The organism is Burkholderia sp. B21-005, from assembly GCF_020843965.1.
Lineage (GTDB): Bacteria > Pseudomonadota > Gammaproteobacteria > Burkholderiales > Burkholderiaceae > Burkholderia > Burkholderia ambifaria.
The window spans coordinates 966,558-979,493 of record NZ_CP086303.1; the positions used below are offsets into that span (position 1 = coordinate 966,558).

At 63.8% G+C, this 12,936-nt stretch carries 8 protein-coding genes and 2 pseudogenes; 9 read left to right on the forward strand and 1 reads right to left on the reverse strand.

All coding sequences use genetic code 11. The annotated features are described in order from the left end of the window. The first annotated feature begins 408 nt into the window (after nucleotides 1–408). The 6 genes and pseudogenes from LMA02_RS34845 to LMA02_RS34870 all read left to right on the forward strand — a co-directional run bounded on the left by LMA02_RS34845 (nucleotide 409) and on the right by LMA02_RS34870 (nucleotide 9,190). Complete coding sequence (locus LMA02_RS34845; protein ID WP_228910395.1) at nucleotides 409–1,425, forward strand: AraC family transcriptional regulator; 1,017 nt, start codon at nucleotides 409–411, stop codon at nucleotides 1,423–1,425. A gap of 496 nt (nucleotides 1,426–1,921) precedes the next feature. Beyond that, a pseudogene (locus tag LMA02_RS34850) lies at nucleotides 1,922–3,610 on the forward strand (tannase/feruloyl esterase family alpha/beta hydrolase). Nucleotides 3,611–3,993: 383 nt separating this feature from the next. Then, a complete protein-coding gene (locus tag LMA02_RS34855) occupies nucleotides 3,994–5,352 on the forward strand; it encodes an MFS transporter (protein ID WP_228910397.1) in 1,359 nt (452 codons plus the stop codon). An 81-nt stretch (nucleotides 5,353–5,433) separates the two neighbouring features. Beyond that, nucleotides 5,434–6,198: a nitroreductase gene (locus LMA02_RS34860; protein WP_228910963.1), complete on the forward strand. Its 765-nt coding sequence runs from the start codon at nucleotides 5,434–5,436 to the stop codon at nucleotides 6,196–6,198. A gap of 14 nt (nucleotides 6,199–6,212) precedes the next feature. Next, nucleotides 6,213–7,865: an AMP-binding protein gene (locus tag LMA02_RS34865; RefSeq protein ID WP_228910398.1), complete on the forward strand. Its 1,653-nt coding sequence runs from the start codon at nucleotides 6,213–6,215 to the stop codon at nucleotides 7,863–7,865. Between the two features lie 392 nt (nucleotides 7,866–8,257). Beyond that, nucleotides 8,258–9,190: an MBL fold metallo-hydrolase gene (locus tag LMA02_RS34870; RefSeq protein WP_228910399.1), complete on the forward strand. Its 933-nt coding sequence runs from the start codon at nucleotides 8,258–8,260 to the stop codon at nucleotides 9,188–9,190. Between the two features lie 207 nt (nucleotides 9,191–9,397). On the opposite strand, the pseudogene LMA02_RS34875 reads toward LMA02_RS34870, so the two are convergent. Beyond that, nucleotides 9,398–9,625 (reverse strand): annotated as a pseudogene (locus tag LMA02_RS34875) (PLP-dependent aminotransferase family protein); the annotation flags it as partial. A 427-nt stretch (nucleotides 9,626–10,052) separates the two neighbouring features. Here LMA02_RS34875 and LMA02_RS34880 point away from each other — a divergent pair. The 3 genes from LMA02_RS34880 to LMA02_RS34890 are packed head-to-tail and all read left to right on the forward strand — an operon-like array spanning nucleotide 10,053 to nucleotide 12,935. Then, the gene (locus LMA02_RS34880) at nucleotides 10,053–10,532 is read left to right on the forward strand and encodes a MarR family winged helix-turn-helix transcriptional regulator (protein WP_006755464.1); all 480 of its coding nucleotides are present in this window, start codon (nucleotides 10,053–10,055) and stop codon (nucleotides 10,530–10,532) included. Further along, nucleotides 10,529–12,688: an FUSC family protein gene (locus tag LMA02_RS34885; RefSeq protein WP_228910400.1), complete on the forward strand. Its 2,160-nt coding sequence runs from the start codon at nucleotides 10,529–10,531 to the stop codon at nucleotides 12,686–12,688. Before LMA02_RS34880 ends, LMA02_RS34885 begins: the two co-directional genes overlap by 4 nt. Nucleotides 12,689–12,722: 34 nt before the next feature. After that, nucleotides 12,723–12,935, forward strand: coding sequence for a DUF1656 domain-containing protein (locus LMA02_RS34890; protein WP_006755496.1), 213 nt, complete (start codon nucleotides 12,723–12,725; stop codon nucleotides 12,933–12,935). Nucleotide 12,936 lies beyond the last annotated feature (1 nt).

Here is a 12,936-nt window from a genome sequence, read left to right on the forward strand (position 1 = left end):
GGGAAAACTCCGATCCCCACATCGTCCTATGACATCGGGCCTCGCTCTTTGGCGGGATGACGTTGATCCTCGTCGGCACCCGCCCGGGGCATGCTGATAGCGAGGATCCCTCACGCGATACGTGCCATCGTGGACTTCTGTTTCCACCGCCGCAGCCGTTCCGGACGAGACCGCTTCCCGCGGCGAGGAGCCGCACTGCCTGCCGAGGGCGATGCGCGTTGCAGGGGTACATCCGCTTGCCGCGCAGCGTGAGGTCGTTTCGCATGATCCACGGATACGGCAACTCGAGTCCCGCACCGCCCATCAGCACCACGCGCCCATACGGACGCACGGCCATCACGGGTAGCCGGTTTCGCTTGCGCCCGGCAGCGATTAACATCACTACACTTTGTGTGGGTGAGCCCGACCATGAATGATGCTCAAGACAAGGGCACAACCTCGATCAGCCTGGTACGTGAGGCCATTCTCGTAGCGACACAACGGAATCTCGATGTGTCGGCCGTTCTCCAGCACGCGGGGATCGCGGCAGAATTGTTGAATGCGCCGAGAGCCCGTGTGCCGGCGTTGGCCTTTTCGCGCCTGTGGGCGGCTCTGGCCGACTTGATGGACGACGAGTTCTTTGGTCTCGACAGCCACCCACTGCGCCGGGGCAGTTACGCGCTGATGTGTCACGCGGCGCTGCATTCGGACAATCTGGAACACGCGCTGCGTCGCATGCTGAAGTTCCTGCGTGCCGTTCTCGACGACATTCATGGGGAGTTGCGCTGCGAAGGCGAGCATGCGGTGATCATCCTGCATGACGATCGGCGCACACGCCGGCTCTTTGCCTACGGCACGTGGTTCATCCTCGTGCACGGTTTTGCATGCTGGCTCGCACGCAGACGGATTCCCCTGATCGAGATGAGGTTTCGCGCGTCCGCACCTATCGATGACAGCGACTACCGCATGCGCTTCTGCGAGGACGTGACGTTCTCCGCGGAGGAAACCCTGATCCGGTTCGATCGCAGTTTCCTCGACCTCAAACTGTCCGGCACGGAAGCGAGCCTGCGGGCATTCCTGGAGAATGCACCGGCCAATATCCTGGTCAAGTATCGCAATGAATCGAGCACGACGGCCCAGGTCAGGCGCCGGCTAAGAAACCAGGCCCCCGACGACTGGCCGGACCTCGACGCGCTCTCGCGGCTGCTGAATCTATCCGCAGCCACGCTGCAACGCCGCCTGCTGGCCGAAGGCACGAACTACCGGCAACTGAAAGACGAATTGCGCCGCGACATCGCCATCGAGTTGTTTTCCAGCACGTCTCTCACGGTCGCCGAAGTCGCTGCACGGACTGGCTTTCAGGAAGCCAGTGCTTTTCACAGGGCCTTCAGGAAGTGGACGGGCGCCAGCCCGGGAATGTACCGCCACGGCAAGGCGAACGCTTGATCGTACGTCCGAGCGGTCGACAGGCTCGAGCCTCGTTTCCAAACGAGCATTGCGCAAGAGCATGGCTGCCGAGGCCAGGCAAGGCAACGCCGTGCAACCGATGAATCGCCTATAGGCGGGCAGCGCCGCAGCAGCATCCCACTCATGCTCCCTCGAATGCTCGGGGTGATGGGCAGCCAACGCACGAAGCACAACGAAAACCCGGCGTGTCCACAGACCTCACGCAAACTGAGGTCGGCGGGCATGGATTGGCGTGCCGGCCAGGCTGACACTGCAATCGCGTTCGGCAAACCAGAACAAGCCTCGCGCCCGGTTGCGCGGCGGAACCGGAGTTGGCTCCGCGAAAGCCCCGCACTTGATAAACACCGCAAGACAAGCAATCACTTACTCGGGCCGCAGTTTTCCCTTCAACCCGCCACCCAATCAGCGGCGCGAAAAGAAAAATTGCCCTCGATGAGCAGCGCATTGCGGTAGCAAAAAATATATGGAGACGAGAATGACAACCCGGTTCAGAACCCGCCGAAGCCCGGCTATTTTGAGTGCGCTATTCGCGGCATCAGCCGTTGCCGTATCTGGCTGCGGCGGCGATGACGCGGCACCCGCACACGCCGTGGTCGTGACGGCAGCCGCGAAGTGCAGTGCGTTGGCTGGCACGACCGTTCCTGCCAGCTCGATCGGGTTGCCGACAACCGGTGCTACTGTCGTGTCCGCGACGCTCGTGTCCGATACCGATTCTGGTAACCGCAATGGTTAGTACTGCAAAGTGCTCGGCACCATTCACCCGGTCGATTTCAACGCACCCGATATTCGGGCGGAGGTGGATCTTCCGACCAACTTCAACGGAAAAGCGGTCCACTTTGGCGGCGGCGGATTTGACGGCACCATTGCCGATACCGAGGGTTCGCCCGCCGACGGGTTCCTGGCGGGGGCGGAGCCCGCGGGCGTCAGTACGCCGTTGCGCAGGGGCTACGTAACGATGGGGAGCGACAGCGGGCATGAGGGAAACGCCCTGGACGGTTCGTTTGCGGCAAACGACGAGGCACTCGCCAACTACGCAGGCGACCACATCAAGAAGACGCGTGATTTCGCAGCCTACCTTGCAAAGGCACGATATGGGTCGGACTTCGTGCACAGTTATTTCATTGGCGGCTCGAGCGGCGGACGACAAGGCTTGATCGCGGCGCAACGATTCCCGCACGACTACGACGGCATCATTTCGACCTTTCCCGCGTCGGGAATCACGGGACTGTGGCTGCAGATGGGCAGGATCTCGCGATCGCTGCTGGCGCCCGGCGGATACATCACGCCCGCCAAAGGCAAGGCCGTGCTCGCAGCGGTCATGAAGCAATGCGACGCGCTGGACGGCGTGACTGACGGCATTATCAGCAACCCTGCTGCGTGCGTGTTCGATCCAGCAGCGATTCGCTGCGCCGGCGGGGGCGACACCGGCGACAGTTGCCTGTCAGACGCGCAAATCAATACGATGACCACCGCTGGCACACCGCTCGACCTCAGCTTCGATCTGGCAAACGGAATTCAGACCTTTCCGGCATATAACGCGTTCGCCGGAGCGGACTTTTGGTCCACTCCCCTGACTTGGGGTAGCGCCGCCGCCGATGCGACGGTCGAGCCCGGGGTGATCGGCAAGACCGCATTTTTTTACGCGTTTCCAAATGACATGCTCCGGTTCGCGGTCGCTCGCGACGCTGCCGCCAGCATTCTGAATTTCAATCCTGCCAACCCGGGATCACTAACGTCGCGCGTCCAGGCGGTGAGCGCGCTCATGGACAGCACCGGCACCGACTTGAGTCAATTCCAGAGCCGCGGCGGCAAGATCATTCTCCAGCACGGGCAATCCGACCAGTTCATCCCGGCGCAATTGTCGATCGATTACTACAACAGGCTGGTATCCCGATTCGGGCAGGGGCCACTGGGTCAATTTCTGAAGTTCTACCTGGTTCCGGGTGCAGCCCACAGCTTCGGTGGACAATTCAATGGTTCATATGACGGTCTGACGGCACTGGACAACTGGGTGACGAAAGGAGTCGCGCCCAAAGATCTGACCATCACCGACCTGACTCCGGCAACAGCCGGACGTACCAGACCGATGTGCGAATACCCACAGTGGCCCAAATACATCGGGGGCGACCAGAATCTGGCGGCGAGCTTCTCGTGCTCGAATTAGTCCGGTTCGCCGTGCGCGCCAATCGGCTGTGCCGGGCGGTTGGCTTCCGGAATTGTCCGCGCTGACGCAACCGGGTCCGCACGTTCCAGCCCGATTCAAATCACTACCCTCGTTACGCGCCTACTCAAACGAATAGACGAATAGCCCCGTGCGATGCAGACCGTCGCACGGGGCACGGTTTGTCCGCGGGACTACGGCAATCCGTCGTCACGAGAAGCGATTTCTCCAACTGGCTGCCGCCAGTGGCGTAACGCCGCAAACATCGGTGTCCGATGACCTCATTCAGGTTGAAGTTCACGGACATGGACGGCCAATCGCGTCCGTCTGACACTGGTTGCAACTCGCGCGCATTTCAAGAACGACATTAAATCCAAGGAGACGACATGAACCAGATAGACGTGTACTCACTCGCCGGTCGGGCCAGATTCAATGGCTTTCATGCGCTTGTTCTGTTCTGGTGTGTCCTGATGTTGATACTCGACGGCTACGATCTTGCCGTCGTCGGCGCGGCGCTGCCGTCGATCATGAAGGACATGCGCATCGACGCGACCAGCGCGGGCATCATGGCCGGCTCGACGCTGTTTGGTGTCATGCTCGGCGCCATTTTCCTCGGCACGCTGGCTGACCGTTTCGGACGACCAACGATGATGTGCGTTTGCGTGGCCTTGTTCAGTCTGTTCACCGCGGCCGCCGGGTTGACGAGCGATCCCGTCAGTTTCAGCGTCACGCGCTTCGTCGCCGGCCTGGGCATCGGCGGCGTCTTGCCGATCGTCACCGCGCAGATGGCGGAGTTTTCACCCAATGCGTTGCGAACCCGATTGGTCACGCTGGTGTTCGCGGGATATTCGATTGGCGGGATTCTGGTGGCGCTGACCGCAAAGCAGCTTATCGGCAGCTACGGCTGGCAATCGGTCTTTTTCGCCGCGGGGCTGCCTGTCCTGCTGATCCCGTTCATCATCAAGACGATGCCCCATTCGATGGTCTTCCTGATCAAACGCGGCCGGCACGACAAACTGCGCGCGGTGCTGAAGCGGTTGGTGCCCGACTATCCGTTGAGCGGTCAAGAGCAGTTTGCGGGAGGTTCGTCAGACCAAGCCCAGGACGCATCGGTGCGACGCCTCTTCCAGGATGGGCGGGGCTTCAGTACCTCGATGATCTGGGTCGCGTTCATGACGGGCTTCTTCATGGTCTACGCGCTCAGTTCTTGGTTGACCAAGCTGATGGCCATGGCCGGATATAGCCTGGGCTCGGCCTTGAACTTCGTGATTGTCTTCAACGTCGGCGCCATCGTCGGTGCGATCTTCGGTGGTTGGCTCAGCGACAAGGTCAACATCAAGCGGGTGCTGATTGCGTTTTACGTCGTCGGGGCGGTGGCGCTGTCACTGATGGGCTACACGAAGTCGACCGTATCGTTGTTTGTCGTCGTATTCGTTGTCGGCGCATCGACACTCGGTACGCAATTGCTGGCCTACGCTTATGCGGGAGACTTCTATCCGCATGCGATCCGGTCTACGGGTGTTGGCTTTGCTTCCGGCGTGGGCCGGATCGGCGCGATCGTGGCTCCGGTGCTCATTGGTTGGCTCGTGTCCTTGAAGCTGCCGCTCGAACAGAATTTCATGGCGATCGGCCTGGCTGGCCTCATCGGCGCGGCGGCGGTGACGCTGATCAACCAGACACGTGCCGACTCGCATCGCTCGAACAGTGCGCCTGTCGTCGCGGTTCAGGGTAGCGCGGGCCGCTGACGCTTCTGCCATGGCAACTCAATCGCCGACATCCTTGCGAACAACACGGCTCGTATGAGCTCTACCCTCGACAAACGCCACATGGCTCAGTGCAAAGCATCTTTCAATGCCGGCATCGAAATGGACCGTCTCTCTCCTCCTCCGTTGAACTCGTTCGCCGACGTGACCCGAGCCGTCGATTGGGCGCTCGTCACGCGGCGCAGCGTCCGCGCTTTCCTGCCCACACCGGTTCCGCGCGAGCACATCGAAGCCATCCTTGACGTGGCTCGCTTCAGCGCAACGGGCGTCAACATCCAGCCTTGGCATGTGCATGTCGTGACAGGCGCGACGAAGTCCCGCCTGTCGGCCGCCATCAACGAGATCAATGACGATCCTGACCGCAGCGCCGACCTGGACGAGCCCTACGACTACTACCCGCGCGAATGGATCGCACCGTATGTGGATCGCCGGCGCGCGGTTGGCTGGAACCTGTACGGCTTGCTGGGCATCGAGAAGGGTGACAAGGCGCGGATGCACGTCCAGCACGGGCGCAACTACCGCTTCTTCGACGCACCGGTGGGCCTGTTCTTCACGGTTGACCGGGTCATGCGCGAAGGCAGTCTGCTCGACACGGGGATGTTCCTGCAAAGCGTCATGATCGCCGCCCGGGCGCGGGGCCTCGACACCTGCCCGCAGGCGGCCTTCAACAAGTTCCACCGCGTCATCGCCAACGAACTGTCCATTCCCGACAACCAGATGTTGGTGTGCGGAATGAGCCTGGGTTATGCGGATCACGGCTGCATCGAGAACACGCTGGTAACGGAGCGCAGTCCGGTAGGCGATTTCACTACTTTTTATAATGAATGAATGGAGACAACGTCATGAGTGCAACGGCCTATTCTCGTGGGCTCGAGAAGAACGCGGCAAACCACGTTCCATTGACGCCCCTGACCTTTCTCGATCGAACCGCCGACGTCTTTCCGAATCGAACCGCGATCATTCATGGCGACTTCCGGCAGACGTGGGCGGAAACGCGCGAGCGTTGCTATCGCTTCGCGTCGGCGCTCGTTCGGTTGGGGATCGAACCGGGCGACACGGTGTCGATCATCGCGCCGAACACCCCGGCCATGCTCGAGGCCCACTTCGGCGTCCCGCTCTCGGGCGCCGTTCTCAATGCCATCAATTGCCGCCTCGATGCCGACGGCATCGCATTCATTCTGCGCCACGGAGAATGCAAGCTTCTGCTCGTGGACCGCGAACTGGCTCCTCTGGTCGAGAAAGCATTGCAGTCGGTTCCGCATCCGCCGCGCGTGATCGACATCAACGATCACGAAGCACCCGACGGCCCGGCCATCGGGGAAACCGATTATGAGTCGCTGCTGGCGAGCGGGGACCCGGCATTTGCAGGCCGCCGCCCGGTCGACGAGTGGACGCCGATCGCGTTGAACTACACCTCGGGCACCACGGGCGATCCGAAAGGTGTCGTTCCGAGCCACCGTGGCACCTATGTGATGAGCCTGTTGCAAATGACGAACTGGCCGCTCCCGCGTGCGCCGATCTACCTGTGGACGCTTCCCATGTTCCACGCGAACGGCTGGTGCTTCACATGGGCGATTACGGCAGCGGCAGGAACGCATGTCTGTTTGCGCAAGGTGAATGCCGCGAATATTCTCTCCGCCATCGCCGACCACGGCGTCGATCATTTTTGTGCGGCACCGATTGTCCTCGCAGGCATCGCAAGCGTGCCCCCGTCCGAACTACAGCCGTTACCTCGTCGTGTGCGGGTCCTGACCGCCGGCTCGCCGGCGCCAGCAGCGGTGCTGGAGGCCGTCGGCGCGATGGGTTTCGACGTCGACCACGTCTTTGGCATTACCGAGATCGCCGGCACGCCGATCAGCTGTGCATGGCACGACGAGTGGGATACGTTGCCGTCGGAGCAGCAAGGGAGATTGAAAGCGCGACAAGGTGTACGCGCGGCCGCGTTCGAGAACTTGTCGGTCGCCGATCTCGCGACGCTCGAAGCGGTCCCCGCCGATAGCACGTCTTGCGGCGAAGTTCTGGTCCGGGGGAATACGGTCATGATGGGATACTTCAAGAATGCCGACGCAACGGCACAAGCTTTCGCCGGCGGCTGGTTTCATACCGGCGATCTTGCGGTCGTTCATCCCGACGGCTATATCCAGATCACCGACCGCTCCAAGGACGTCATCATCTCGGGTGGAGAAAACATTTCGTCCGTGGAGGTGGAGGAGGTCATTTATCGCATGTCCGGCGTGCTCAACGCGGCCGTGGTCGCTCAGCCGGATGACAAATGGGGCGAGACGCCTTGTGCGTTCATCGAACTGAAACCGGATGCCTGTCACATCACCGAGCAGGATGTGATCCTGTTCTGTCGCGAGCGACTGGCGCATTTCAAATGCCCGCGTCGGGTGATTTTCGGCGAATTGCCCAAGACCGCTACAGGCAAGATCCAGAAGTTCCGTCTCCGGGAGCAAGCGGGCAGCCAGGTAGCGATCACGAGGTTGGCGGGATAGCGCTGTTGGTCCGCTTGGCGCCCCTGCGGTGCCTCACTGGACGACGGTGCGGGCTGGTCCTGTGGACACGGGCGCGCCTCGCTGCGGCGGGACACCGTGCCGGGTAAAGCACCCTGACGCATCAAGGACATCGACCGCATCGCCCGCCGCCCGGCAACGGACGGCGGGCGATGTGCATTCCCGTGCACAGCACGGCCGGCGACCGATTGTTGTCGCCCGGACAACACGATGTGCGCACACGCGGTGCTACTGGCATCCGTCGCCGTTTCTTACAATCGTTCACACGCTCGATCGACATGCGAGCGAAGCGAAGTGCGCGACATTCACGGTCGCGCCCGCGAACCGCGCTGCGCAGTGCGGCTTACCCCACTTGATCAACAGGACGATTGACCATGAACAAATCAATCCGCAACGTACAGCCGGTTACCACCCGCCTCGGCAACGAAGATTCGGGCGAACTCGTCTCTTCCCGCTATGCCGTGCGCATTGGCGACGTCGATGTCGTGCTGATCAGCGACGGCGTGCTGCCGCTGCCGACCTCCACCATGTCCACCAACGTAAGCGAAGCGGACCGCAACGAATGGTTCGACGGCCGTTTCCTGCAACGCGACATGTTCGACTGGGCGCTGAATATCGCGCTCGTGCGCAGCGGCGAGCGCCTGATCCTGATCGACTCGGGCGTGGGCGACGGTTTCGAATACTTCACGCGCGCCGGGCGGTCGGTCATGCGTCTGGAATCGGCCGGCATCGACCTGGCTGCGATCACCGATATCGTGATCACGCACATGCACATGGACCACGTCGGCGGGCTGAACACCGACGGCGTCAAGGCCCGGCTGAGCCCGGACGTGCGCATTCACGTATCGGCCGCGGAAGTCGCGTTCTGGAAGAATCCGGATTTCAGCAAGACGGTGATGCCGGAAACCGTTCCGCCCGCGCTGCGCAAGGCGGCCGCGAAGTTCGTCGAACTCTACGGCGAAAACATCGTGCAGTTCGACCGGACCGTGGAAGTCGCGCCGGGCGTGTCGGCGCGCGTGACGGGCGGACACACGCCGGGACACTGCGTGGTGGACATCGCGTCGAAGGGTGAAAAGCTGACGTTCGTCGGCGACGCGGTCTTCGAAGTCAACTTCGACAATCCTGACTGGCAAAACGGCTTCGAGCATGATCCGGAAGCAGCGGTCGACGTGCGTATCGCGCTGTTCAACGAAGCCGCCGAAACCGGCGCGCTGCTGGCCGCGGCGCATGTGGCGTTCCCGTCCATCGGGCATGTTGCAAGGAACGGCGAAGGTTTCCGCTTCGCTCCCGTTACGTGGGACTACTGATTGATGATCGGCTGACGACGGACGACGTTTCCCGAATCGGCACCCATCAATAGGAAAGCGCCGCCGCACTCCCCTGCGACGGCGTCATCTCGCGCAGCAACGCTGCACATCAGGACCGCATGGCACTCACGCGACGGTCGAAATATTCCGTTCCGCGACCTCGTCCACGGCGTCCTTCACGATACCGGCGATCCCGCCCGCTTCCTCGCGCGCGATCGAGAAATCGACCATTTCGCGCTCGGCCGTATCGAGCATGTCGTTCGACATCGATTCGGTCACGCGCGCGGCCACGAAGCTGCCGCGCACGACTTCGCAACGGCTCAGGCCCTGCCTTTCAGGTTCCTTGTAGGCATGGGCGACGGTCTGCACGCTAACGCAGAGGCTCGACGCCACGTCGCGCTGCGGCGCGAGCCGCGCGCCCGGTGTCAGCGCGCCGATATCTCGGCCCGTCCCCTCTCGATGTCTCCGTCGTTGCTTTCGCATGGTCGCTCAGAAAGACACCCGGAAATTACTGTCCTGGTGCAATCGCGTGCGTAAGCAGGACGGTGCGGAATGCATGATGCGCTCCATTCATTCCGCGTGACCGGTGCGCGGCCGTCCAGGGCGCGCGGCGCGTCGGGCCTACAACGCCCGACACCCCCACACGGATCGACCAACCGCCGGCGGCGATGCCGGTCGCCACAGTCGGGCCGATAGGGTCTGGGTCGATCCGCCGCGAATTCACAAGCTTACAGCTCGACCAGCCGCGTGCCTGCTGCCTGAATTGCTCGTTGCAGGCTGGCGCCGCGGCGTGCGGCAATGACACCGAGGTGACAAAACCGATAGTTTGCTATCGAATATTATTACCTCTATCATCTCCCCCATGACCAATCTGCACGACCTTCGCCTCGCTGTCAGCAGCCTGCTGGTGCTCACCGCGCGCAAGTGGCGCCGCACGAGCGACGCCGTGCTGACCGCGTACAACGTGTCCGAAGCCTGCGCGACCCCGCTGCTGATCGCCGGCCGTCTCGGTGAAGGCGTGCGCCAGGGCACGCTCGCCGAGCACGTCGGCATCGAGGGGCCGTCCCTCGTGCGCCTGCTCGACCAGTTGTGCGCGGCCGGCCTCGCACGCCGCGACGAGGATCCGCACGACCGCCGTGCGAAGACGATTTCGCTGACGGCCGCCGGCCGCGCGGTCACCGCGAAGATGGAAGAAGACCTTCGCGTGCTGCGCGCGCAGGTGCTCAAGGGCGTCACGCGCGCCGATCTCGAAGCGACGCTGCGCGTCCTGAACGCATTCGGCGCGGCCGATGCGCAGCACCCGGCGTCACGTCCGTCCCATCCCGCCGATTCCGCGTCATGACCTATCCGAGCCTTCGCGACTGGCTGTTCTCGGGCAAGACGTTCGCCGCGTCGATGCTGGCGCTGTACCTCGGCCTGTATTTCCAGCTGCCGCGTCCGTACTGGGCGATGGCGAGCGTCTACATCGTGTCGAACCCGTTCGTCGGCGCGACGCGCTCGAAGGCGCTGTATCGCGCGCTCGGCACCGCGCTCGGCGCGGCCGCCGCGATCCTGTTCGTGCCGCCGTTCGTCGAGACGCCGCTCCTGTTCAGCATCATCGTCGCGACGTGGTGCGGCACGCTGCTCTACCTCGCGATCTCCGACCGCACCGCGCGCAGCTACGTGTTCATGCTCGCCGGCTACACGATGCCGCTGGTCGCGCTGCCCACCGTGACCGATCCGTCGACGATCTTCGACGTCGCGATCGCGCGCACCGAGGAAATCGTGCTCGGCATCGTGTGCGCGAGCGTGGTCGGCAGCGCCGTGTTCCCGAACCGGCTCGCGCCGACGCTGATCGAGCGCACCGACGCGTGGTTCAAGGACGCCGCGTTCTACGGCCGCGAAACGCTGTCCGGGCACCTCGCGGGCAAGGCGCTGTCCGCGTGCCGGCAGCGCCTCGCCGCGACCATCACCGGCCTCGAATTCCTGCTGAGCCAGTTGAGCTACGACCACGCGCACCCGCACGTGCTCGCCCGCACGCAGGCGCTCGCGGGCCGGATGCAGCTGTTCCTGCCGCTGATGTCGTCGCTCGCCGATCCGCTGATCGCGCTGATGCGCGACCTGCACGTGCGCCCTCCCGCGCTCGACGCGCTGCTCGCCGACGCCGCGAAGTGGTTCGACGCACCGCTGCCCGCCTTGAAGGCCGGCACCGACGGCGCGATGGCCGACGACCCGGTCGCGGACAACCTGCGCGCGCGCATCGCGTCGCTGCAGCCACCCGACAGCGCGCTGACGAGCTGGGACGGCGCGCTGCTGTCGAACGCGCTGTGGCGGTTGCGCCAGGTCATCGACATCTGGCAAGACTGCCGCTCGCTGCGCGCGCTGATCGCGAACGAGTCGGGTGTCTGGCAGCCGCGTTACCGGCACTGGCGGCTCGGCGGCACCGAGCGCTTCTTCGATCGCGGGATGATGCTGTTCTCGACGCTGACCGTGGTCGGCGCGATCGTGTTCGCGTGCTGGCTGTGGATCCAGTCCGGCTGGCACGACGGCGCCGGCGCCGTCACGCTCGTCGCCGTCGCGTGCAGCTTCTTCGCGGCGCTCGACGAGCCCGCGCCGCTGGTGTTCAAGTTCTTCCTGGCCACCACCGCGAGCGTCGTGTTCGCGGGCCTGTACCTGTTCGCCGTGCTGCCGCACGTGCACGACTTCGCGATGCTCGTGCTGATGTTCGCCGGCCCGTTCATCCTGATCGGCACGCTGCTGCCGCGTCCGCAGTTCAACATGGTGACGATGCTCGTCGCGGTGAACACCGCGACCTTCATCAGCATCCAGAGCGCGTACGAGGCCGACTTCTTCGTGTTCCTGAACAGCAACCTCGCGGGCGTCGCCGGGCTGCTGTTCGCATACGTATGGACGCGGGCGACGCGGCCGTTCGGCGCGGAACTCGCGGTGCGGCGACTGCTGCGCTCGGGCTGGGAGGACGTCGCCCGCTCCGCATCGACGCAGCCGCTCGACGACCAGCGCAACCATGCGTCGCGCATGCTCGATCGCGTCACGCAACTGCTGCCGCGCCTCGGTGCGTCCGACGATCACCGCCATCCGTCGATCGAGAGCTTCCGCGACCTGCGCATCGCGCTGAACGCGCTCGACCTGCGCCGCTCGCGCCGCAAGCTGTCGGGCGACGTGCCCGACGCGATCGACCGCGTGCTGGCCGGCGTCACCGATCACTACACGCGCTGCGCGGCCGCGAACGTGCGCCAGCCCGCGCCGCCGGCGCTGCTCGCGTCGATCGACGATGCGTTGCAGCGCGTGGCGGGCCGCAACCTGCCGGGCGCTGTAGCCGCACCGGCGGACGACGGCACGACGCCCGCGGCCCCAGCAGCCCCCGCGGCGCCGGCCACGCCCGCGACGCACCGCCGGCTGCGCGATACGCTGCACGCGCTCGTCGGCCTGCGGCTGTCGCTGTACCCGGGTGCGTCCGCGCAGCCGCCCCAAGCCGCGCCGGACGGAGCACGCGCATGATCCTGCTTTCCAACCTGTCTTTCCGACCGCGACCATGATCGGCGAAATCGACATCTTCGGCGTATTCGTGCCGGCTCCGCTCGTGCTGATGCTGATCGCCTACCTGATCAACATCGTCGTGCGCGCCCTGCTCGAGCGCGTCGGCTTTTACCGCCTCGTCTGGCACCGTTCGATCTTCGACCTCGGCATCTACGTGTTCGTGTTTGCCGCCGTCGTCATCGTGTCTCACCATCTCGTGGCTAGCTAAC